22 protein-coding genes are annotated in these 20385 nt (G+C 62.7%); 10 read left to right on the top strand and 12 right to left on the bottom strand.

The window, feature by feature from the left end:
* Window positions 1-294: 294 nt before the first annotated feature.
* Together ACVNHC_RS23070 and ACVNHC_RS23065 are read right to left on the bottom strand one after the other, a co-directional pair.
* On the bottom strand, window positions 295-1131 hold the full coding sequence (locus ACVNHC_RS23070) for a methyl-accepting chemotaxis protein (protein ID WP_457169705.1): 837 nt from the start codon (window positions 1129-1131) through the stop codon (window positions 295-297).
* A complete protein-coding gene (locus ACVNHC_RS23065) occupies window positions 1071-1769 on the bottom strand; it encodes a PAS domain-containing protein (RefSeq protein ID WP_457169703.1) in 699 nt (232 codons plus the stop codon). Before ACVNHC_RS23065 ends, ACVNHC_RS23070 begins: the two co-directional genes overlap by 61 nt.
* Window positions 1770-1918: 149 nt before the next feature.
* Here ACVNHC_RS23065 and ACVNHC_RS23060 point away from each other — a divergent pair, with 149 nt between their 5' ends.
* The 3 genes from ACVNHC_RS23060 to ACVNHC_RS23050 all read left to right on the top strand — a co-directional run bounded on the left by ACVNHC_RS23060 (window position 1919) and on the right by ACVNHC_RS23050 (window position 4328).
* A complete protein-coding gene (locus ACVNHC_RS23060; protein WP_457169701.1) occupies window positions 1919-2536 on the top strand; it encodes a DUF3833 family protein in 618 nt (205 codons plus the stop codon).
* Window positions 2537-2672: 136 nt separating this feature from the next.
* Window positions 2673-3605 (top strand): VOC family protein, encoded by a 933-nt coding sequence (locus ACVNHC_RS23055; protein ID WP_457169699.1) that lies wholly within the window; start codon window positions 2673-2675, stop codon window positions 3603-3605.
* 105 nt (window positions 3606-3710) lie between these two features.
* The gene (locus tag ACVNHC_RS23050; protein ID WP_457169697.1) at window positions 3711-4328 is read left to right on the top strand and encodes an alpha/beta hydrolase; all 618 of its coding nucleotides are present in this window, start codon (window positions 3711-3713) and stop codon (window positions 4326-4328) included.
* A gap of 48 nt (window positions 4329-4376) precedes the next feature.
* Here the strand turns inward: ACVNHC_RS23050 and ACVNHC_RS23045 are convergent, their stop codons facing one another.
* The gene (locus ACVNHC_RS23045) at window positions 4377-4880 is read right to left on the bottom strand and encodes a YcgN family cysteine cluster protein (protein ID WP_058900364.1); all 504 of its coding nucleotides are present in this window, start codon (window positions 4878-4880) and stop codon (window positions 4377-4379) included.
* Window positions 4881-5204: 324 nt separating this feature from the next.
* On the opposite strand from ACVNHC_RS23045, the gene ACVNHC_RS23040 reads away from it, so the two are divergent.
* The 3 genes from ACVNHC_RS23040 to ACVNHC_RS23030 are packed head-to-tail and all read left to right on the top strand — an operon-like array spanning window position 5205 to window position 8589.
* Window positions 5205-7301 carry a transglycosylase domain-containing protein gene (locus ACVNHC_RS23040; RefSeq protein ID WP_457169695.1) on the top strand — a complete coding sequence of 699 codons (2097 nt, stop codon included), beginning with the start codon at window positions 5205-5207 and terminating at the stop codon, window positions 7299-7301.
* Window positions 7298-7960 (top strand): DUF1214 domain-containing protein, encoded by a 663-nt coding sequence (locus ACVNHC_RS23035; RefSeq protein ID WP_122519648.1) that lies wholly within the window; start codon window positions 7298-7300, stop codon window positions 7958-7960. Before ACVNHC_RS23040 ends, ACVNHC_RS23035 begins: the two co-directional genes overlap by 4 nt.
* Window positions 7961-7998: 38 nt before the next feature.
* A complete protein-coding gene (locus ACVNHC_RS23030) occupies window positions 7999-8589 on the top strand; it encodes a DUF1254 domain-containing protein (RefSeq protein ID WP_457169693.1) in 591 nt (196 codons plus the stop codon).
* Window positions 8590-8659: 70 nt separating this feature from the next.
* On the opposite strand, the gene ACVNHC_RS23025 is transcribed toward ACVNHC_RS23030, so the two are convergent.
* On the bottom strand, window positions 8660-9346 hold the full coding sequence (locus ACVNHC_RS23025; RefSeq protein WP_208975833.1) for a hypothetical protein: 687 nt from the start codon (window positions 9344-9346) through the stop codon (window positions 8660-8662).
* Window positions 9347-9577: 231 nt separating this feature from the next.
* Window positions 9578-9775, bottom strand: a complete 198-nt coding sequence (locus ACVNHC_RS23020; RefSeq protein ID WP_082205770.1) for a hypothetical protein — start codon at window positions 9773-9775, stop codon at window positions 9578-9580.
* A gap of 193 nt (window positions 9776-9968) precedes the next feature.
* On the opposite strand from ACVNHC_RS23020, the gene ACVNHC_RS23015 reads away from it, so the two are divergent.
* Window positions 9969-11144: a DUF2336 domain-containing protein gene (locus ACVNHC_RS23015; RefSeq protein ID WP_122519646.1), complete on the top strand. Its 1176-nt coding sequence runs from the start codon at window positions 9969-9971 to the stop codon at window positions 11142-11144.
* A gap of 69 nt (window positions 11145-11213) precedes the next feature.
* On the opposite strand, the gene ACVNHC_RS23010 is transcribed toward ACVNHC_RS23015, so the two are convergent.
* Window positions 11214-12053 (bottom strand): helix-turn-helix transcriptional regulator, encoded by an 840-nt coding sequence (locus tag ACVNHC_RS23010; protein WP_457169690.1) that lies wholly within the window; start codon window positions 12051-12053, stop codon window positions 11214-11216.
* A 118-nt stretch (window positions 12054-12171) separates the two neighbouring features.
* Here ACVNHC_RS23010 and ACVNHC_RS23005 point away from each other — a divergent pair, with 118 nt between their 5' ends.
* Window positions 12172-13065, top strand: a complete 894-nt coding sequence (locus ACVNHC_RS23005; RefSeq protein WP_050471108.1) for a DMT family transporter — start codon at window positions 12172-12174, stop codon at window positions 13063-13065.
* 39 nt (window positions 13066-13104) lie between these two features.
* Here the strand turns inward: ACVNHC_RS23005 and ACVNHC_RS23000 are convergent, their stop codons facing one another.
* From ACVNHC_RS23000 to ACVNHC_RS22990, 3 genes are read right to left on the bottom strand one after another with little or no spacing between them, the layout of a single operon-like run.
* On the bottom strand, window positions 13105-13452 hold the full coding sequence (locus ACVNHC_RS23000; protein WP_208975832.1) for a DUF1491 family protein: 348 nt from the start codon (window positions 13450-13452) through the stop codon (window positions 13105-13107).
* 42 nt (window positions 13453-13494) lie between these two features.
* Complete coding sequence (locus tag ACVNHC_RS22995; protein WP_457169687.1) at window positions 13495-14400, bottom strand: peptidoglycan-binding domain-containing protein; 906 nt, start codon at window positions 14398-14400, stop codon at window positions 13495-13497.
* Window positions 14401-14430: 30 nt separating this feature from the next.
* Entirely contained in the window at window positions 14431-16176 is a 1746-nt protein-coding gene (locus tag ACVNHC_RS22990) for a sensor histidine kinase (RefSeq protein ID WP_457169685.1), read from the bottom strand.
* 332 nt (window positions 16177-16508) lie between these two features.
* Between ACVNHC_RS22990 and ACVNHC_RS22985 the strand changes: the two genes are divergently transcribed.
* The gene (locus tag ACVNHC_RS22985) at window positions 16509-16991 is read left to right on the top strand and encodes a DUF5330 domain-containing protein (protein ID WP_457169683.1); all 483 of its coding nucleotides are present in this window, start codon (window positions 16509-16511) and stop codon (window positions 16989-16991) included.
* Window positions 16992-17255: 264 nt separating this feature from the next.
* Window positions 17256-17687, top strand: coding sequence for a SufE family protein (locus ACVNHC_RS22980; protein WP_457169681.1), 432 nt, complete (start codon window positions 17256-17258; stop codon window positions 17685-17687).
* On the opposite strand, the gene ACVNHC_RS22975 is transcribed toward ACVNHC_RS22980, so the two are convergent.
* From ACVNHC_RS22975 to ACVNHC_RS22965, 3 genes are all read right to left on the bottom strand, one after another.
* Window positions 17650-18492 carry a DUF6456 domain-containing protein gene (locus tag ACVNHC_RS22975; RefSeq protein ID WP_374628641.1) on the bottom strand — a complete coding sequence of 281 codons (843 nt, stop codon included), beginning with the start codon at window positions 18490-18492 and terminating at the stop codon, window positions 17650-17652. The two genes, ACVNHC_RS22980 and ACVNHC_RS22975, sit on opposite strands and share 38 nt — an antisense overlap.
* Window positions 18489-18815 carry a helix-turn-helix domain-containing protein gene (locus ACVNHC_RS22970; protein WP_050471101.1) on the bottom strand — a complete coding sequence of 109 codons (327 nt, stop codon included), beginning with the start codon at window positions 18813-18815 and terminating at the stop codon, window positions 18489-18491. Before ACVNHC_RS22970 ends, ACVNHC_RS22975 begins: the two co-directional genes overlap by 4 nt.
* An 885-nt stretch (window positions 18816-19700) precedes the next feature.
* Window positions 19701-20117: a MucR family transcriptional regulator gene (locus ACVNHC_RS22965; RefSeq protein WP_050471100.1), complete on the bottom strand. Its 417-nt coding sequence runs from the start codon at window positions 20115-20117 to the stop codon at window positions 19701-19703.
* Window positions 20118-20385 lie beyond the last annotated feature (268 nt).

Genomic DNA, 20385 nt, shown 5'->3' with positions numbered 1-20385 from the left:
CCTGCACCAGCCTCACCAGCCGGCGCAAGCCGCCTGCCCAGGCTCATTCCAGCTCAAACAAAAAGCGGGCCAACCAGCCCTCGCTGGCGCCCGCCAAAATCGTCATCCGAATTCTATCCCTCACCGGTCCATGTCAGCCTAAACTGCCGCTGAACCCAGATGTGCGCCGCAGCCGCACTTTTCGGATCATGACAAAACCCTACCCAAACAGCGTGCGGGTGTCAAGGATTATTTTCCTATTCCATTGCAAGAAAAAACCGGCCCAGGTTCGGGCCGGTTTCAAATCTCTGCGCCTCAGGCAATCCGGCGCGACATTTCCCGCACTTCAGACGTCGCCTGCGCAATACGCTCCGAGGAGTTGCTGATATCGCCCATGCTGGATGTGATCGACCGCACTCCCGTGGAGGCCGCCTGCATGTTGTGCGAAATATCCCGTGTCACGGCCGTCTGCTCTTCCACGGCTGCTGCGATCGTGGACGAAATGGTCCGGATGCTCTCGATCGTCGCCAGGATGGAACCAATTGCCTCCCCGGCGCGGTCTGCTGAGCTTTGCACCGAGGCAATCTGTGCCGCAATGTCCTCCGTCGCCTTGCTGGTCTGGGAAGCGAGGTTCTTCACTTCCGACGCCACCACCGCAAAGCCCTTGCCTGCTTCACCGGCGCGCGCCGCTTCAATGGTGGCGTTGAGGGCCAGGAGGTTGGTCTGACCGGCAATCGCCTCGATCAGTTCCAGAACCTCGCCGATCTTCTGCGAGTTGGCATTCAGCCCTTCCATGATCTGGCGGGACTGGGCAGCCTCTTCGGCCGCCTGCGCGGAAATTCCGCTGGCCTGGTTCACCTGCCGGCTGATTTCGGCAATCGAAGCCACCAGTTCCTCGGAGGCTGCAGCAACCGTCTGAACATTGTCGGATGTGTTGGTGGACGCGGCCGAAACCTCACGGATCTGTTCATTGGCGATATCCACTTCACCGGCGATATTCGCCAGCTCGGCGACGATCTGCCTCTGAATCTCCTCGCGCGCCATTCGCTGGCGCACCGATTCAGTCCGGTCAACGGCGAACTTGATCACCTTCACAACACGCCCGGCTTCATCGAAAACAGGATTGTAGCTGGCGGCGATGTAGACATCCACGCCCCCTTGCCAAGGCGGTGGAAATCGCCAGCCTGGAACTTTCCCTGGCGCAGATTTTCCCAGAATGCCCGGTAGTCTGCACTCTTGGCCCCTTCCGGAGGCATGAACATGCTGTGATGGCGCCCCTTGATCTCGTCCAGGCGGTAGCCGACCGTTTTCAGGAAGTTCTCGTTGGCCTCGACGATCGTGCCATCCGGCTCAAATTCAATAATGGCGTTCGAGCGGTTGATGGCCGATAGTTTGCTGGCGGTTTCGAGTGCATTACGCTTGGCGGCCGTTATATCCGCAGCCACCTTGATGACACCGGTCACCCTGCCTCCACGCCCGATGATCGGGTTGTAGGATGCCTGGATCCACACATCGCGGCCGCCCTTGGCAATGCGCCGGAACTCCCGCGACGACCATTTGCCAGCCGCCAGATCCCGCCAGAACTCCTTGTAGGCGGGCGTGTTCACCTCCTCAGCAGGAACGAACATGCTGTGGTGCTTCCCGGTGATCTCAGCCAGCGTATATCCTAAGACATCCAGAAAATTCTGGTTTGCCGTAACGATCCGCCCTTCAGTGTCAAACTCGATAATGGCTTGCGAGCGCCCGATTGCGTCGAGTTTGGATTTGGAAAGCGACATATGCATAAGCATCGAAAGCACCTCAGAAAGCGGCCTCATAACCCACAAGACGCAGTACGGTTGCATGCGGGCTACCTCATACGAAATTCCCCCTAAAAACTTAACGAACCCCTGAACAGCAAATACAATAAAGTCAGCACTACTACGTAATTTTCAAAAAAATGCATAAATTCGGGATCCATGATCTCCCTCCGATCGTACACAAAAATCCAAAAGGAGGAAATTTCATGAAATTCAAGGTTGAATTATTTTTAACCAGGAAGTTAAAGTCATTTTTTCTAGTGATTTTCGCCCTGATAATTTCGACAATATCATGGACGAATTTTGCAAGCGCAAGTCAACGGCTCGTCCTTGAAGACTACTTCCGCGGCACCACCACCGCCCACGGAGTTTTCGAAAGCAGGATCGCCGGCGTGCGTCGCGAATTCACCGTCAAGCTCACCGGCACATGGGATCCCAGGACCTTCACCCTCCGCCTGCGCGAGGACTTCGTCTATGACGATGGTGAGAAGGACACCAAGGTCTGGTTCTTCCAGAAAGTCGCAGAAGACCGCTATATCGGCCAGCGCTCCGATGTGCTGACCCCGGTCAACATCGGTTATCAGGGCGACAGCATCGTCTTCACCTATCCGGTCGAGGTGCCTTTGAAGGACGGCAGTGTCGCTCTGCGTTTCTATGACACGCTCACCCAGACCGGCCCCCGCACGGTCCGCAATACGGCCACCGTCATGAAATATGGTATCACCGTGGGAACTGTTGACCTGACTTTCACAAAGTAAGGCTGGCTCACAGCAACTGTTCACATATACTGAACATCAGTCGAAGTCTGGACCGGCTAATCAGATCGCTGTTCACCACCTATGTTCACTCCAGAACGAAGGCGCGGCCCCGCCGCGCCAGATCAGGAGATAGGAAATGATCACGCAGATCAAAGGCCTGCACCATGTCACGTCGATTGCTGACGATGCTGTGGCGAACAATGCGTTCTTCACCCGCGTGCTCGGCCTGCGCCGCGTGAAGAAGACGGTCAACTTCGATGCGCCCGATGTCTATCATCTCTACTATGGTGACGAGACCGGTTCGGCCGGCACGGTGATGACCTACTTCCCCTTCCCAGGTGCCCGTCAGGGCCGCCCAGGCACGGGGGAAGTCGGCACCACGCTCTTCTCCGTCCCGAAAGACTCTCTCGGCTTCTGGCAGACGCGGCTTGCCGGCGCCGGGGCGGCCGGACAGGTCGAAGACACGGCTTTCGGCCAGAAGCGCCTGCATTTCTTCGGCCCCGACAACGATGCCTTCGCGCTTGTTGAAGTGGACGGAGACGCCCGCGCGCCCTGGACGGCGGGCGGCGTCCCGGAAGATGCGGCCATCCGCGGCTTCCACTCCACCAGCCTGCGCCTCCGCGATGATGGTGCAACGGCGGAACTGCTCGGCTTCATGGGCTATGAACTGGCAGACTCCGCAGATGACGTGAAGCGTTTCACGGTGCCCGGTGGCAATGGCGCCCATGTCATCGACGTGGAAACCATGCCCTCGATTGCCCCGGCCGTCTCCGGTGCCGGTTCCGTCCACCACATCGCTTTCGCGGTGGAGGACCGGGCCGCCCAGCTTGAGGTCCGCAAGGCCCTCATGGACACGGGCTATCAGGTTACACCTGTGATCGACCGCGACTACTTCTACGCGATCTATTTCCGCACGCCCGGCGGCGTGCTGTTCGAGATCGCCACCAATGAACCGGGCTTCAACCGGGATGAGGACACGGCCCATCTGGGCGAAGCACTCAAGCTTCCCACCCAGCATGCCCACCTGCGCCCTTATCTGGAAAAGCAGTTGGTTTCACTGGAAGGCTGAAATTCTTCCCCGGTGGGCACGTCTCACCGGGAAAGGATCATGCCCGAGCGGCGTCTGAGCCTGTTCAAGGCTTGATGCGTCAGCATCGAAAGACTTGGTATGATTATGACCACAGTATCCTACACCACTTACGAGCGCCCCGCCCCCGGCGGGGCGCCTGCTCCCCTCGTCCTCGCCTTTCACGGCACGGGCGGGGATGAGCACCAGTTCGCGGGGCTTTCGGCGGAGCTTTTCCCGCAGGCCACGCTCCTCAACCCCAGAGGCGATATCTCGGAAGGCGGCGCCCTGCGCTTCTTCCGCCGCACCGGCGAAGGCGTCTATGACATGGCGGACCTTGCGGCCCGCACGGATCGGATGGCTGCCTTCATCGCGGACCAGACAGCGCGTCTCGCACCGTCCAGGGTCTTCGCCTATGGCTATTCCAACGGCGCCAACATTCTGGCGAGCGTTGCGTTCCAGCGGCCGGAACTCTTCAGCGCCATCGCGCTGCTGCATCCGCTCATTCCCTTCACACCGAAGGAGAATGCAGGCCTCTCCGGCCTGCCGGTCCTGATCACCGCCGGGCGGCGCGACCCGATCTGCCCCGCGCCTCTCACGCAGTCGCTGGCGGACTGGTTCACGGGCCAGACAGCGGATGTGGAACTGGTGTGGCACGATGGCGGCCATGAGCTGCGCCAGGGCGAAGTACAGGCACTCGCCGCCTTCGCCAGCTCTCATCTGTGACCAAAACCCGCCGGACGGCACCCGCAAGGTGCTGTCCGGCGGCACGTTTCAGGCCTTCTGCGCGGGCCTTTCAAGTGCCTCTTCCGGCCATTCCTCCGGCCAGCTCACCACATGGTTCTCGTAGTCCTCGATCTCGATCCCTGCTTCCGTCACCGTGCGGCCGGATACGGAGATGCCTGCCAGATGCACCGTCTCCGGCGAGCCCGAGATCAGCGGATGCCACCAGGCCAGATCCTCCCCGTCCCGCACCAGGCGGTAGGCACAGGTTGGCGGCAGCCATGTCAGCGTCCGCACTTCAGCTGGCGTCAGCTGGATGCAATCGGGCACGGTATCGGTCCGGTTCGCATAGTCGCGGCAGCGGCATGTGGTGCCATCCAGCAGCTCGCACGCCACATCCGTCCACACGATTGCCCCCGTGTCCCAGTCCTCCAGCTTGTTCAGGCAGCAGCGGGCACAGCCGTCGCACAGCGATTCCCATTCGGTCTGCGTCATCTCCTCCAGAGTTTTTGTCTTCCAGAAGGGCGCATTTCCCGGGTTTTCCGCTTCGGTCATTGATTTCATGTTCGCTTTCGGCTTCCCTTGCGGGACAGGGTATGTCACTCGATAGTTTCCTTATCACCATCTGCAGGGCACAGGTAGCTTGCGGTGACGTCGGACCAGCACAACGGCAACGGAAGCCCGCCGGAGAACGGCAGCAAACCGGATATGGACAGCCCTTCTGAGGCTGCAGTGACGGAGGCTGGCCAGCCGGATGCGGTGAGCGCTGAAACTCACGCGCCGCCCGAGGCTGAAGTCCATTCCGTCCCATTACCTCCTGAAGAAAAACCCCGCCAACCGTTTGCCACCCGTCCGCGCCGGTCGCTGCCGGCCCTGCTCATGTCAATTGACGCCTGGCTGGATACGGTCCTGTGGCGCAGCTGGCAGGCCATCACGGACGGCTGGGATGCCTATTCGAGGTTCCTGCGCCGCTTCCGGGCCCGCGGCCTTTGGCGTGGGCTGGCAGAGCTTGGCTCGGATGGCTTCACCTTCGGCCTCCTCGGCTTCATCATCCTGCTGACCTTTGCCCAGCCCGCCTTTGAGGCAACGCGTGTGGCGGACTGGCGCACGACGGATGACTTCGCCGTCACCTTCCTCGACCGTTTCGGCAAGGAAGTCGGCCGGCGCGGCATTGTGCTCAACGACACCGTGCCCCTCGACGAACTTCCCGATATCCTGATCAAGGCAACGCTGGCGACGGAAGACCGCCGGTTCTTCGAGCATTTCGGCATCGACGTATTGGGCACCGCCCGCGCCATGGTGGAGAACCTGCGCGCCCGCACCGTTGTGCAGGGCGGTTCATCTCTCACCCAGCAGCTGGCCAAGAACCTCTTCCTCTCCAACGAACGCACGCTGGAGCGCAAGATCAAGGAAGCTTTCCTCGCCCTCTGGCTGGAGGCGAACCTCTCCAAGCGCGAGATCCTGAAACTCTATCTGGACCGCGCCTATATGGGCGGCGGCGTTTTCGGCGTCACGGCGGCGTCCGAATTCTATTTCCGCAAGAATGTCCGGGAACTGACGCTGGCTGAGGCCGCCATGCTGTCAGGCCTTTACAAGGCGCCCTCGAAATACGCCCCGCATATCAACCTTCCCGCCGCCCGTGCCCGCGCCAACGAGGTGCTGAGCAACATGGTGCAGGCCGGCTTCATGACGGAAGGCCAGGTCATCGGTGCGCGGCGCAATCCGGCCGTTGCAGTCGACCGCTCCCGTGAGCAGGCCCCCGATTTCTATCTCGACTGGGCCTTCAACGAGGTCAAGCGTCTCGCACGCCGCTATCCTGCCCTCGCCCGCGACCGTATCGTCACCGTCCGGACCACACTCGACCCCGCCCTTCAGCGGGAAGCCGAGCAGTCCATCGACGCCATCATGCGTCAGTTCTCGGAAGAGCGGCGTGCCCGCGAAGCGGCCATCGTCGCCCTGGTGCCGGATGGCGCGGTGCGCGCCATGGTCGGCGGCCGCGATTATGGCGCCAGCCAGTTCAACCGGGCCGTCGACGCGCTGCGTCAGCCAGGATCGGCCTTCAAGCCCTTCGTCTACATGACGGCCTTCATGAACGGCTATTCGAAGGACAGCATCGTTCCGGATGCCCCCGTTTCCATCGGCAACTGGAGCCCGCGCAATTACTCGCGCGGCTATGCCGGTGCAATCACCTTGAAGGAAGCCCTCACCCGCTCGATCAACACGATCCCCGTCCGACTGTCCATTGCCCTTGGCCGTCCGAAGATCATCGAGATGTCCTATCTCATGGGCATCAGCCACGAACTGCAGAACTCCACCTCTCTGGCGCTCGGCTCTTCGGATGTCTCGGTCATCGACATGGCCGCAGGCTATTCCGTCTTCGCCAACGGCGGCTACAAGGCAACGCCCTACACCATTCTGGAGGTTCGCAGCTCCAGCGGCACTGTCATCTATGACCGCGCCCAAAACGAGCCTGAGCCCCAGCGTATCCTGCCGGAGGAGAAGGTCTTCGAGATGAACGACATTCTCGTCAACGTGGTGGAGCGCGGCACCGGAAGGCGCGCCCTGCTGGACGGGGTCGTGGCAGCAGGCAAGACCGGCACCACCTCGGCCTACCGAGATGCGTGGTTCGTGGGCTATACCGGCAACTTCACCGCCGCCGTCTGGGTGGGCAATGACGATTTCACCGGCACGAACAATGTCACCGGCGGCACGCTTCCGGCCATGATCTGGCAGCGTTTCATGGCCTATGCGCATGAGGGCATTGAAATCCAGCCCATTCCCGGCGTTGATGCGGCCAAGGTCAAGCCTGCCAAGCAGCTGGCTGCAAGACCGGAAGTGGCCAGCACCGGCAGCCAGCCCCGTATTCTCAACAGCCGCTCGCTGGCGGTCATCACGCAGATCGGCGACGCACTCGCGGCCATTGGCCAGACGGCCAGCGCGGCCGGCATGGACAGCAGCGGGGCGGCCCAGCCATGAACGCCCGCTTTGACTCAGGCCCGGAACTCGACTGGAAAGAGGTGGAAACACCTGCCGTCCTGTCACGCCGCAAGCCGCATCCGCTGTGGCGGGCCTTCACCATCACGCTGCTGTTTGCCGGTGCGCTCATCATCGGCGTCGGCTCTGCTTATCTGGCCCTCAGCCGTGAGGATCTTTTCCAAAGCGTGCGCATCGGTGTCTGGGGCGCTCATCCGCTGGCCGGAACACCGGAGGCCGATCCCTATTCCGCAGCCATTTTTGCACGGCTGGGCCGTGTTCCCCTGGCCTCCGGCGAGGGTGTGGCCTTCATCGCCAAGGAAACCTCCGCCGGACGCCCGCTCCGCCCCGGCTGCACCTATCTGATTTCAGGCCTGACTCCATCCGCACGCCTGTGGACACTGACCTCCGCGGATGGAGAGGCCCGTCTCGTCCCGGTACCGATGGACCGGCTCTATCTCGACAGCAACCAGATCCTGCGCAAACCGGACGGTTCCTTCGACATCACCGCCTCCGCCCGCCCGGCTCCCGGAAACTGGCTGCCGACAGGCAAAGGCGAGGGCCTTTCCTTCATTCTGCGCCTCTATGATGCGCCCATCACCACGGGCTCCTCCCTTGCAGGCCTGACCATGCCCGCGATCAGCGAGGTCTCCTGTCCATGAGCCGCGCCATCACCGGATCTCTGCGGTTGCCCCGTCTCTTGAGCCGTGCATCCGGACACGTCCGGGCCGTCCTGCCCCGGTTCTCGCTCTGGCTGCTCGCGATGCTGCTGATCGGCGGCATCATTCATATCTTCGTGGTTCTGACTGTTCCCGGCCATGTGCGCGCCAAGGCATTTGCCGAGTTGCGTCACCTCGGCCCGGACCGCATTTTCCATGTCCTGCCCCCCATCACCGACGGGGAAGAACTCGCCCCCATGCTGGACCCGGCCATGCGCCATGCCGTCTGCTGGTTCCGCCTGGAGGATGGTCCCCTGACACTTGCGGCCAACGTGGACTCGCCCTTCTGGTCCATGGCGCTGTTCAACGGGCGTGGAGAGGTGGTCTACAGCCTCAACAACCGCACCTCCGGCTCAGGCGCCCTCGCCATGCTGGTCCTGACATCAAGCCAGCTGTCGATCCTGCGTGAGAACCCGCCGGAAAACCTGGATGAGATGATCGTCATCGAGACCGATCAGAACGAGGGCTTCGCTCTCCTGCGCGCCTTCGTGCCGGATGCCGCCGCAGACCCCGTCCTTGCGGATGAACTGGGTGCCGCCAGATGTGCGGATATCTTCACGCCGGATACATAAACCAGCCTGAGACGCACCGGGCCTGAGCAAATTCAAGACGTGATGCGTCTCAGCATCGAAAGCCTTGGCATCACTTCTGAACTGGCGGACGCTCCAGCCCCCAGTTGTTATAGATACGCGACCGCTTCAGATCGTCTGGGGTATCGAACCGGTTTTCCGCCGCACAGCCTTTTTCCGTCAGACGCACCACGTCTTCCAGTTCCTTGATCGCCCGGTTCGTGTCCCAAAGCCGGGATCCGGACGGGGTCTCGATCTCGAAATGGTCTGTTGCCGTCTGATAGGCCTGGATGCGGAAGCGCAGCGCCTGTGCCACCCAGCCGATATAGGCCCGGTTCTCCCAGACGCGGGCATTAGCCCCTTCGAAGGTATCCTGCGTCAGGATATCCCGGCGCGACACCGCAGCCAGCCTCTCCCGGTCGGCGGCCTCCACGCGCGCTGCCACCTCGCAGAACGGCGGCACCAGCTTGGTGTCGCCGCGGGCATCCGCGGCAATCCGGTCAAACCGCGCCTCGCTGGAGTTGAACTTTTCGGATCCGAGGAACACCGAATAGAGCGTCACCGGAACCTTGCCCTCTTTTTCCGGCAGCACTCGCGTGCGGGCCAGTTCCACCTTGGTGCCACCGATCCAGTCCTTCGCCCAGGGCGGCCGGATCAGCCCCCAGCCAAGATCCCGCAGCAGCTTTTCATCGTCCGTGAGAATAAACTCCGACACCGGCTCACCGCGCACCCGCGCCGCCAGCTTGCCTGCTTCAGGCATGATCGTGTCATGTATGACGGAGGGCTCCGCCCTGCCGAAATCTCCCGTCGGCCGACTGCATCCTGCAACCAGCACAGCACAGCACAGCAGCGGCAAAACGGCAGAACGCGAGGGGCCGCGCTTCGTCCGGATGGGCCGGATCGCAACACAGGCCGGCCGGGCACTGTCTGCCCTGGTAATGGTCATGCTGGCGTTCCCTGGCCATGGGTGGCGGCAGGCACGCCTTGCGCGTCACTCCGCCTCGGGCGCAGCCTGTCCGGCTGGTGTTCCGATGGTCCCGATTCGGGCGGCAAGATCAAGCGCTTCCCGCTCGATACGCGCTCCGGGGAACAGAACGACCACGTCTTCCTGTGAAACAGGCCCCTGCCCGCCCGCTGCTTTGCGCTGCGGCCGCCTTGGTGCCATGCGGAAATCAAGCACGTATCCCATCGCTTCCTCCTTCGGCAGCAGCTCCGGCAAAAGGCGCGGGCTGTTTCAGGACTGTGGACACTTATGCTGGTTTTCAGAGTAACGCCCCTGCAGGGTTAACAGGCCGCTAACGGTTTATGTCTAATTTTAGCCACTGGACTGGGGGTAGCCTGTCCGTCCTTGTATTGAGTATCTGGCTGTAGCGGCGCGTATCATGTCATCAGTTCCGCCTGGTCGCGGTCCCAACTTCCTGAGCGGCACTCCGGATCTCACCCGGCGCGAACGCTTGCTACTGGCGGCCACCGAGCTGTTTGTGGCCCGCGAACGGCACGACCGGCAGGAGATCCGCGCCTTTGGCGAGCTGGCCATCAATCTCTACGAAGGAACCGATGTGGCAGACCGCCGCCGCATCGCCTGCCTCGCCGCCCGCGCCAGCGATATTCCGGCCGAGTTTCTGGATCTTCTCGCCCGCGATGAAGACGCGCTCGTCGCCTATCCGATTGTTCTGCATGCGGCCATGATCAGCACACAGGCGCAGCTTCTCATTGCCGAGCGCGGACCGGAGAGCCTGCGCCGGGCCTTGATCCGCCGTGAAGATCTCGTCCTTGCCGCCCAGACCGTGCTCGCCCGAACTGCGGATGCCCAATCGCTTCAGCAGCTTCTGCCCCGTATTGATCTGGCAAACCGTCCCGAAATCCTCGCAGCGCTCAGCGAACGCTCCGATGTCATGGCTGCGATCGGGCCGGATCTGGCCGCCCGCGCCCTGCTGCCGACGCCGCTTCTGCTCGCCAACTTCCCGTTCCTGGATCACGCAAACCGTCTGCTGGCCATTGGCGCTGCGGAGCTGCGCGCCCTTGGCAACCTGACCCGGCAGGGCGGCAAGCGCCCGCCCCGTCCGGCTTTCAAGCCCGCCCTGCTGCAGCGGCTGCGCGAGACTGCCCTGTCCGGCGGCCACGAGGCTTTTGCAGAAGGTATTGCCTATGCGCTGGGGCTCGATGCCGGACTTGCCTTGCATCTGGCCGCAGACGAACAGGGCGAAGCCCTGACGGTCTGCCTGAAGGTACTCGGCTTTGACAGCGAGAGCGCAACCGCAATGCTGGTGCGCCTTGGCGGCGTCACACTGGATCTTGCACGCCTGCGCAAGCTTCAGCATCTGTTCGAGAACATGTCCCTCGATGCGGCCGATTGCCTGCTGTCGAGCTGGCGCCACAGGGGCGAAATCATCGACGGAGAGCTTCAGCAGGCCGCAGCTGCCCGGCTGCAGCAGGCCGGAGGCGCCCGCGCCGGCCAGCGGCCGCAGGACATTGCCCGCCCCGGCGAACGCCCGCTGCCAACCCACAGGCCCGCACCACGCGCCGTTCCTTCGACCCGCCGTATCACCAGCGTCTGACCGGGGCTGAGGGGTCAGCGCCCCAGGTTCACCGCCCCTGCTTCACCACCCCTGCTTCACCGGCCTGCTTCACCGGCCAGCAGTCAGCTCGCCATAGCGGCCGGGCGTCATTCCCGTCTGCTTGCGGAAGGCCCGCGTCATGTGGCTCTGGTTGGCAAAGCCGCAGGCAGCCGAAACCCCTGCCGCCGTTTCCCCTGCCCTCAGCAGCTGCTTGGCCAGATTGATCCGCTGCATCATCACCCATTCGCTGGGCGCCATGCCGCGCGCCAGCTTGAACATGCGGTGGAAATGAAACACGGAAAGGCCCGTCAGCGCGGCAAGGTCCTCCAGATGGATCACGCCGTCCATATGGGCCCGCACCCAGTCATCCACCCGCCGCAGTTGATGCGGGCTGAGTCCGCCTTTCAGCAGCGGTGCACCACGCGTGAGATGCGCCACCATCACGGCAAAGGCCTCATCTGCCTTCAGAGCATCTTCGGTCATGGCCGCCTCGGCCATATGCAGCAACGGCACAGCGATGGAAGGCGCCGCCACAAAGGTTTCATCCCTCAGGTCCAGCCGCCGCGCGTCGCAGTCATGCACCTCGGCGAAGGCCGCACGCAACGCCTTGTCGCTGACATAGAGATGCACGAAGCGGAAAGGCTCGGTGATCTTCCAGTCCGATGCCTCACCCTCCGGCATCACGCAGACTGCCCCCTGCCAGCCGGGCAAGGCGCCCTTGTCGAGGCGTGATGTGCCGGTTCCACCCTGAAGATAGAGGCTGAACGTATGCCGCTCCGGCGTCTCATAGGACACCTCGTCGTCATGATTTTCCCAGATCGTCACAGAGCGTTCAGCCCCCATGCCGAGATGGGCGGCCGCAAAGGCGGTGGCAGACTGGCTGAGAACATCGTGAACGGTCGGGCGCATGATCACTGTCTACATCATCGGCTGCCTGCAAGGCAGAGGCTGGACAGAGAATACCGCAAGATCGTGCAAGCCGCTGCCCCTGTTTGCAGCGTAATACCGGCAGGTAAGGAGCCTGCCCATGACCAACATTCTGCTTTTCGCTTCCACTGTCCTGCTCTGGGGTACCACCTGGATCGCCATTGCCTTCCAGATTGAGGCCGCGCCCGTCCCGGTCTTCGTCTCCATCTTCCACCGCTTTGCGCTGGCCGCCCTCGTCATGGTCGCAGGGCTGGCGCTCATGGGCCGCCTGCGCCGCCCCCGTGTCTGGCGTTTTGTGTTCGCGCAGGCGCTTTGCCTGTTCTGCTGCAACTTCATCGCGCTTTACACGGCCACAACGCTCATCCCTTCCGGCCTCGTTTCGGTGATCTTCTCGCTGGCCTCGCTCTTCAATGCGGTGAATGCGCGGATCTTCTTCGGTGACAGGATCACGCCGCGCACCCTGGTTGCTGCGGCCCTCGGGGCTTGCGGGCTGCTGCTGCTGTTCTGGCACGACCTGACGGTGGACTTCGACATTTCCGTGCTGAAGGGCATCGGCTGGGCGGCGCTCGGCACCTGCTTCTTTTCGCTCGGCAACATGGCCTCGCGGCGCAACACGGCAGAAGGCGTTCCCCCAGCCACGGCCAATGCCTGGGGCATGAGCTTTGGCGCCATTGCCTTGCTGGCGATCATCTACGCCACCGGCAACACCCTGGTGACCCCGTCCTCTTCGACCTACTGGCTCGCCGCCGGATACCTTGCCGTCTTCGGCTCTGTGGCAGGTTTCACGGCCTATCTGATGCTTGTCGCACGCATCGGCTCGGCCAAGGCAGGCTATGCCACGGTGCTGTTTCCGGTCATCGCCCTTGCCGCCTCCAGCCTGTTTGAAGGCTATCAGTGGACGCCCGAAGCCATCGCCGGGCTGGCGCTGACCGGTCTTGGCAATCTGGTGATGTTCACGAAGGTCAGCTTCCGTCCGGCAAGAGCCGTGGCGTGACGGCGGCGGGCGTCTGACTCTCTCCCCCCAGCCTTGCGGTCAGGCGCCCGTATCCACCACCTGCAACAGATCCGTCCCGCCCTTGCTTTCGATTTCGACGACCCAGAAATCCGGGTCCATCCGCTTTTCGCTCTCAAGCCGCGCCTGCGCGTCTTCGCGGGTGCCTTGGGAGATCAGCAGTTCGAAAGCCCTGTCGTCGGCCGCCGTATCCATGAAGGCCTGCGGCGCAGGACCGTAGAGGTCGACCGTGCCGTCCATCCGGTCCACCAGCACGAAAACAACCCCGGCTTCCTCCGCGCCCTTGCGGGTGGTCGCGGCAAAGCTACCGGCCGTGAAGACCTGCCGCACCAGCGCGCTGACGAAAAATCTGGATGTAAGCCGCGGCATGCGCATTTCCTTCCTGCGGGCCAGCCCGCAAGGCAGGCCCGGTTATCCCTCGAACGGAATCCCTGTGAATTCTTCGAGCTCACGAATGAGCGAGGGCGACACCTGTCCGGTGATGGCAAGCCCCCGGTCCAGCTCGAAGCGCTGAATCGCGTTGGCGGTGTTGTCGCTCATCATGCCGTCTGCCCGCAAGGGGCCATAGCCAAGTTCCGAGAGAAGCCGCTGCACCTTGGCAAGCTGCCCGCCGCCATTCTCCGCAACCTGTGTCCCTCTGCCCACCTCCTGGGGGGGCACAGGCACTGTGCCTGTTGCGGTGGGAAGCGGCACATGGCGCACCGGCTGCGACTGTTCGACAAGCGCCGCAATCGTTGCCGGAGGCTGAGGAGTAGCCACAGCCGGTGCCGGGCTCGCCGCAGCTGCGTTGTTGCGATGTGCCGGGCTGGCGAAAGGTGAGGGTCTCGGCAAGGGCACCGCCCCGCCGCCGCCGCTGCTGCTGGCAGCGGCCCGCTCCACCAACCCTTCGGTCTCCATCAGCAGACGGGCAAGCAGGGCGCTGTTCACCTCGCCGCTTTCCGGCAAACCGCTTAGAATCTCGTAGCGGCGGATGGACCGTTCCGTCGCAGGGCCCACCATGCCGTCCAGCAGCCCCTCATACAGGCCGATGCGGCGCAATTCGGTCTGTACGTCCAGAACCAGCGTCGAAACCGCCTGCGGCATCACCGCGCGGTTTTCCTGGGGCACCACTTCGCTGTGCCGCTCGCGCGTCACGACCAGCGGCGCCGGATGACGGCCTGGCTGAAGTCCAACCGCATTGGCAATGATCAGGCACCCGGTCAGCGCCATGACGATGGAACCACCGGCCGCGACGGGATTGTCCATCGCAGCCGTGCCCATGCGGGCAACCAGCCCCTCACGGGGCGGCGGTTCAGGGTCAACTCGCTTGCGTGCCATGCGCTCCAGTCCGCTCTCCGCTTTCCGGCCTCAGGCCACCGTTCGCACCGGCAGCTGACCTGCCTTGCGCGGTGAATTTATTTTTGCCCCTGCCGCAGAGGGCGGCAGAAGAACCGTCATGCTTGTCCCGTTGCCCCGTGTCGCATCAACACGGAAGCTGCCGCCATGCAGCTCGGCAAGACCTCTCACCAGGGCAAGACCGATTTCAGCGCCCGGCAACGGCTCCGGCTGCCCGCGCCGCGAGGCCGCGCCTGCATCCGGCAGCATCCCCGTCGCCGTCACACGGAATTCCGCACCATTGCCAAGGTGCCGGGCCAGAAGCTCGACCCGCCCGCCCGCTTGTGCCGACTTCACGGCATTGGACAGCAGATTGATCACGATCTGGCGGCAAGCCACCTCATCCGCCGGAAAACTTCCCAGCGCCGGATCAATTTCGCTGACCAGCGCAGCATTGCGCAGCCGCGCCTCATCCGCTGCCACCCGCACACAGTCCTGCAGGCAGGCAACCAGATCCGCCTCAGCCCGGCTGCCGGGCTTGAGAGGAATGGCCGGCTTGTGCTGCCCGGATATCATCCCGTCCACCACGTCCAGCAGATGGGTGCTGGACGCATGGATCAGGTCAGCATATTCGCGCCTGCGGGCAGCATCGCTCAGGCTGTCTGGCCGTTCCCGCAACACCTCGGAAAAACCGGCAATCGCGGTCAGCGGCGCACGCAGTTCATGCCCTGCCTCAGCAACCGTTCGCGACACATTCTCTTCGGCAGAGCCGGCATTGCTATGGCCTGCCGCTTCCCGCAGCACCGCGAGCACGCGCCCCGACCTGTCTCTTGCATCGGCACGCGAAGCCGGGCGGCATTCGATCAGAACGCTGCGGTAATCGGCCGTTCCAGCCTCGCCGGGCCGGTTCCGGCCCTGCCGCAGCCGCACCTCAAGGCTCATGGAGCAGCGGTCGCGCTCCACGTCCGACACCATCTTCAGGAAGGCCGGCCGGTCTGCCACATGCAGCCGCTGGAACAGCCCTTCCCGCTGGACCTGCCGTGCGCTGGCGCCAAGCAATGCCTCGCAGGATCCGCCGATGGAAATCACGTCACCGCCTTCGCCCAGCAATGCAACCATGCCGCTGGCCTCGTCATTGACCATCTTCAGGCGGCTTTCCAGATGGCGGAACAGGCCCTCGCCGCGCTGCTGTTCGCGCGCAAGCTTGACGCCCATCATCATGGCATAGGCCAGCGCGCCACCAGAGGAGACGGCCAGCGCCGCTTCCGGGCTCCCGGCCAGCGCATAGACCGGCGCAACAGCTCCCAGCAGAGCCAGCAGCCCCACTTCGACTATGCAGAGCGTCGTCACGTAGAGAATCGCGCGCCGGTCGGCGGTCAAGGCCGCCTCAACGGGCGCCAGAATCAGCCAGATCAGGGCAAAGGACGCAATGCCGCCCGTTATGGCCGCAATGCCGCCAATGAACAGCGCAAAGACTGCCGCAGAGGCGGCCTGTGCCACCGTCAGATTGCCTGTGCGCGACAGGAACAGTGCCAGCGGCCACTGAGCCAGTGCCCAGCCGAGAATCAGCGTCAAGGGCAGCGAGGCCGGCCCGGCGACAGCGAGATGCAGCGGAAACAGAAGCAGAGCGGCCGAGCCTGTCACCAGATTGGCCGTGATAAAGGCCTTGTGGCGCGGCGCGCGCAGCTCATCCCCTTCGACGGATGGATGAACCAGTCCCTCGACAAAACGGGCTATGGGCTGGCCATAGATGGTTAGGAACCTGGATACGCTACGCAACACACTCACCACGGGACCGGTAAGCCCGGTACCTCCAGTTTCTCGTTACCCGATTTTTCGCCCGGATCACTTAAGGAACGTTGAAGGCGGATCGAAACTCCTCAAAAGCCCGGGCAAAAAAACATCAGTTCCGTGCAGCCCCTTGGCTCAATCCCGTTCAAATTTGAATCAAGTTTGCCGAAAAATATATTCAACATTCTGTTTTCTTTGAAGAAAATCACCCCCCGGAGAGAAACGCCGCTTTTGGATGTACCGGCTAATGTCGTGCCATAACAAAACCGTCAGCCCATGGCACGGAGACTGGCGGAACCGGAAAACTGAAGGGTAGCGCAATGTTCTTCCTCGTCAGGAAAGCCTTCTGGCTTGTCTTGGTGCTGGCGATGGTGCCGTTCTTCGCCGGCAAGGAGCAGGCAGGCGGCCTCAACGTCGACCCTGTGGCGGCTTTCATGGCCGCTCAGGCAACCGTAAGTGATCTGACAGGCTTCTGCGGCCGCAATCCGCAGGCCTGCGAAACCGGCGGCGAGGCCCTTGCGGCCATCGGCGCCAATGCCCGCGACGGCGCAAAGCTGGTCTACCAGTATTTCGACGGCGCAGAGGCAGGAAGTGGAACAAACGATCCGGCGCTGGCAGCGCACCCTGCCCCCGGTGACGTCACTGGCTCCATTCCAGCCCCGGATGGCACATCCGGCGGTGAACTCAGCATCCCGTCGTGGCATCTGCCTGCGCCGGAGATTGCACAGCAGAATTCCTCCGTTCCGGAGGCCTCCTTTGGGCCGGTGCCACGGCCCAATCCCAGGTCAGTCCCCCGGGTCTGACCGACCCTGCCGCGGCACCGGGCCTGTCATTCCGGACCGCGGTGGTTTGCGCCCGCATGACCGGACCGGTCCCCCGTCCTGACCCGGGGCCGGACTGGAGAGACGGAAAAACTCGGTGGCCATGCCGCCGCGCCGCAAGTGGATTGCTGCCCCTTCCACTTGCGGCGTCTTTTTTCCCGCCGCAATGCCGGGCGCCCTTGCCTGACGGGCCGCAACGTCTATATCTGCGCACCTGACGTGCTCCAGAAAGCGGAACCCCGGCACATGACCGCCAGTCTTGACGAAATCCTCGAGAACTTTGAATTCATCGATGACTGGGAAGACCGCTACAAGTATGTCATCGAACTGGGCCGCGCCCTGCCCGCCTTTCCTGATGACCAGCGCACCGAAGACAACAAGGTGCGCGGCTGCGTCTCTCAGGTCTGGCTGGTGACCCAGGTCACGCATGGCGAGGATGGCAGTGCCATTCTTACGTTCCTCGGCGACAGCGACGCCCTGATCGTGCAAGGTCTTGTCGCCATCGTGCTTGCCGTCTTCTCGGGCCATTCAGCCAAAGACATTCTTGCGACCGATGTGGACGCGATTTTTGCCCGCATCGGTCTCAAGGATCACCTCACACCGCAGCGCTCCAACGGCCTGAAATCCATGGTCCAGCGCATCAAGGACGACGCGGCCTCGGCTCTGGCTGCGGCGTGACCGCCGGGCCATCGCATTTCCGGCGCGCTTTCCTCGCTTCCGCCATGCCGTAGTGCGAGGCCAGAGCGGACAGGCCGATCCCCAGCACCACCTTTGCCGAGCGGACCGGCCAGCCCCGTTCCCGCTCGACTGTCTCCAGCCCCTTGAGCAGGCAGCAGACATCCACAAGCACGCCGCCAAGCCCGCGGCCGACGGCATCCAGAGCCCGCTCCACCCGGAGCCGTGCCGCCATCACATTGTCGCTCATGTCCGGTCCGGCCGGGCCACGGCCGGTATGGCGCCCGGCTCCGGCTTCCGTGCGCCAGCCGCCGGACAGGTTCGGCATCATCGCCGCAAATGTATAGTCTTCCCGCAGGCGTTCACCTGCCTCAAACTGGGCTGCCGTCAGCATCGCCTTGCCCTTGCCATCCTTTCTCCGCGCCAGCCAGGCAAGAGGGCTTTCCGCCAGATTGACCGTCACCCGGATCGGGCCGTCCGCCCCTGCTTGCAGCGTCTGCGCCTCCCGGATCTGGTGTTGCAGCTGAAAGCCGTCCCTGCCCCCGCTCAACATCCTGCGCACATGCAGGCGGCCTTCAGTCGAAAGCCTCAATGCGCCATCCGGCGCCTCACGCGTCAGGCCCAGATGCTTCAGTTCGTGCAGCACCCGCACTGTCGCAATCATCTGCCGGCGCTTCCCGCCTGTCTCCTGGCGTCCCTCAAGCCGGACCGGAGCGTCTTCCTGACCGCTGCCGGACACAATGACAGCCCCTGTCGCGGCCAGAAACTTGAGAACCTTGCGACCTTCCTCTGTCAGCGCTCTGCTCATCGGAAACCCTCCCAGCGGGCAAGACCATAGACCGTCATGCCACCTGCAATCAGTTGTTCAATCTTGAAAAGTACGGCGTCGACCTGAGGATCATCGCGCCGGTCCTCCCACTTGCGGCAGGCGTAGGCGACCGTGGAGCGGTCGCGGCCGTAGTAGTCCCCCACTTCGGCGCAGGAGAGGCCAAGGGCGACATGGGCCAGATACATCACCAGCTGCCGGGCATCGGCAATCAGCCGGACGCCACGGCCCTCACTGAGCAGCTCCGGCGGGCTGATGCCATAAACCTCCGCAACCAACCCCTCGATCAGCAGAAGCCGGGCCAAGACGGTTCTGTTCCTCACCTCTCCCGCCTGTCCCCCGCCTCCACCCTGACGCTGTTGCCGGATAGAAGTCCTCGCTACGCACTCCATCACCAATCTCCCCGTGGGCTTCCCCTTTAGGCTTATATTCCTACATAATACGTCAGCAATCCGGGGTGAGGGATAAGTTTCCTAGCAACTTTTAAGAGAGCGCAGATATCCGCCATTTCTCCCCACGCCAGCCAGTCCGGTGATGATGGATAAATTCCTGACTGCCACCGCAGACAGGAAACCGGAGCCTGAGCCTCTTCGGCGCCTGAGCAACTTCAAGGCGTGATGCGTCAGCATCGAAAGCCTTGGCATGACGCATCAGCATCGAAGCCTTGGTTTGCTCCAGGAGGCGTGAAGGGAGCCCGGATGCATAAACCGACAGTGCCGGACGGATTGTTCTGGATGCGTCTTGCGCGTCTTGGGCTTGGGGCAGAAATGGGAGGGCCTGATCACCATGACCGCGGCATCGGCATTCCCGCCCTGCTGCTCAGCCTGGTCCGTGCCATGCGGGCAGAGCGGGCAAGGTGCCGGCAAGCGCACTGGACAGGCGATCTCAACCGCCTTGCCGGACTGCGTGCTTCCTTCCGCATATTGTGGCCCCTGCGCCACTCATGCCGCCGCCGGTGAGCTTGTCCTGCCAGCAGCTCATCTCAGGCAACTCGGACAGAAGCGGGAACCGGCTTTTCGTCCATACTTACTTCAAGGCCAAGAGAGAGCCTCTCAGCGCCGTCGTTTTCACCGAAAGAGCTCCGGCCGGTGCGGCGCCTGAGCCTCCAAGCACTGCAGCCACAAATGCAAAAGACCGCTGCGGTTTCCCGCAGCGGCCTCAAAATCATACCTGCAGAGCAGGGCTGCCAGTTACTTGGCGCGCTTGCGCTGCTGACCCAGGCCCATCTTCTTGGCCAGTTCCGAACGTGCAGCAGCATAGTTCGGAGCAACCATCGGGTAGTCGGCCGGCAGGTCCCACTTCTCGCGGTACTCTTCCGGGGTCATGTCGTAGTGCGTGCGCAGGTGACGCTTCAGCGACTTGAACTTCTTGCCGTCTTCCAGACAGATGATGTAGTCCGGCATCACAGACTTCTTGACCGGAACGGCCGGCTTGAGCGGCTCCGGCTCCGGCTCGACCTGGGCGCCAGACGTGCGCTGCAATGCACCGTAAACTTCGTTGATCAGGCCCGGAAGCTCAGTTGCCGCTACGGTATTATTGCTCACATAAGCGGAAACAATCTCAGCGGTCAGGTCGATCAGGTTTGCATCTACCGGCGTGTCAGTCATTTCTCACCCATCTCGTAAATTTGTCGCGTGTTCGCATTCCTGCACAAACCCAAGGTCTTCACCAATCGACGCTTTGCAGCACAAGCTTACTTGGGAAGCGCGACGAGAAAAATTTGATTCTTATGCAGAGGCAACGTATTCGAGCTTATATAGATGCTTCATTCATTGGACAAGCCCCAACAAACAAGAAAAAAGTAAGGGGCTGACATAGATAGCTAGGAAAGGCTATTTTTGTCAGATGGTTAAGTTCAGGCGCCGGAGCAGGCTT

It is taken from the genome of Pannonibacter sp. Q-1 (genome assembly GCF_054073275.1).
This window is presented reverse-complemented; position numbering and strand designations above follow the sequence as displayed.

What these genes read in the sequence shown, in the direction of transcription:
- ACVNHC_RS23065 (WP_457169703.1), bottom strand. Translation starts at nt 1,769, where the DNA reads ATGCTTATGCATATGTCGCTTTCCAAATCCAAACTCGACGCAATCGGG.
- ACVNHC_RS23060 (WP_457169701.1), top strand. Translation starts at nt 1,919, where the DNA reads ATGCATAAATTCGGGATCCATGATCTCCCTCCGATCGTACACAAAAAT.
- ACVNHC_RS23055 (WP_457169699.1), top strand. Translation starts at nt 2,673, where the DNA reads ATGATCACGCAGATCAAAGGCCTGCACCATGTCACGTCGATTGCTGAC.
- ACVNHC_RS23050 (WP_457169697.1), top strand. Translation starts at nt 3,711, where the DNA reads ATGACCACAGTATCCTACACCACTTACGAGCGCCCCGCCCCCGGCGGG.
- ACVNHC_RS23045 (WP_058900364.1), bottom strand. Translation starts at nt 4,880, where the DNA reads ATGACCGAAGCGGAAAACCCGGGAAATGCGCCCTTCTGGAAGACAAAA.
- ACVNHC_RS23040 (WP_457169695.1), top strand. Translation starts at nt 5,205, where the DNA reads ATGTCAATTGACGCCTGGCTGGATACGGTCCTGTGGCGCAGCTGGCAG.
- ACVNHC_RS23035 (WP_122519648.1), top strand. Translation starts at nt 7,298, where the DNA reads ATGAACGCCCGCTTTGACTCAGGCCCGGAACTCGACTGGAAAGAGGTG.
- ACVNHC_RS23025 (WP_208975833.1), bottom strand. Translation starts at nt 9,346, where the DNA reads ATGCCTGAAGCAGGCAAGCTGGCGGCGCGGGTGCGCGGTGAGCCGGTG.
- ACVNHC_RS23020 (WP_082205770.1), bottom strand. Translation starts at nt 9,775, where the DNA reads ATGGGATACGTGCTTGATTTCCGCATGGCACCAAGGCGGCCGCAGCGC.
- ACVNHC_RS23015 (WP_122519646.1), top strand. Translation starts at nt 9,969, where the DNA reads ATGTCATCAGTTCCGCCTGGTCGCGGTCCCAACTTCCTGAGCGGCACT.
- ACVNHC_RS23010 (WP_457169690.1), bottom strand. Translation starts at nt 12,053, where the DNA reads ATGCGCCCGACCGTTCACGATGTTCTCAGCCAGTCTGCCACCGCCTTT.
- ACVNHC_RS23005 (WP_050471108.1), top strand. Translation starts at nt 12,172, where the DNA reads ATGACCAACATTCTGCTTTTCGCTTCCACTGTCCTGCTCTGGGGTACC.
- ACVNHC_RS23000 (WP_208975832.1), bottom strand. Translation starts at nt 13,452, where the DNA reads ATGCCGCGGCTTACATCCAGATTTTTCGTCAGCGCGCTGGTGCGGCAG.
- ACVNHC_RS22995 (WP_457169687.1), bottom strand. Translation starts at nt 14,400, where the DNA reads ATGGCACGCAAGCGAGTTGACCCTGAACCGCCGCCCCGTGAGGGGCTG.
- ACVNHC_RS22985 (WP_457169683.1), top strand. Translation starts at nt 16,509, where the DNA reads ATGTTCTTCCTCGTCAGGAAAGCCTTCTGGCTTGTCTTGGTGCTGGCG.
- ACVNHC_RS22980 (WP_457169681.1), top strand. Translation starts at nt 17,256, where the DNA reads ATGACCGCCAGTCTTGACGAAATCCTCGAGAACTTTGAATTCATCGAT.
- ACVNHC_RS22975 (WP_374628641.1), bottom strand. Translation starts at nt 18,492, where the DNA reads ATGAGCAGAGCGCTGACAGAGGAAGGTCGCAAGGTTCTCAAGTTTCTG.
- ACVNHC_RS22965 (WP_050471100.1), bottom strand. Translation starts at nt 20,117, where the DNA reads ATGACTGACACGCCGGTAGATGCAAACCTGATCGACCTGACCGCTGAG.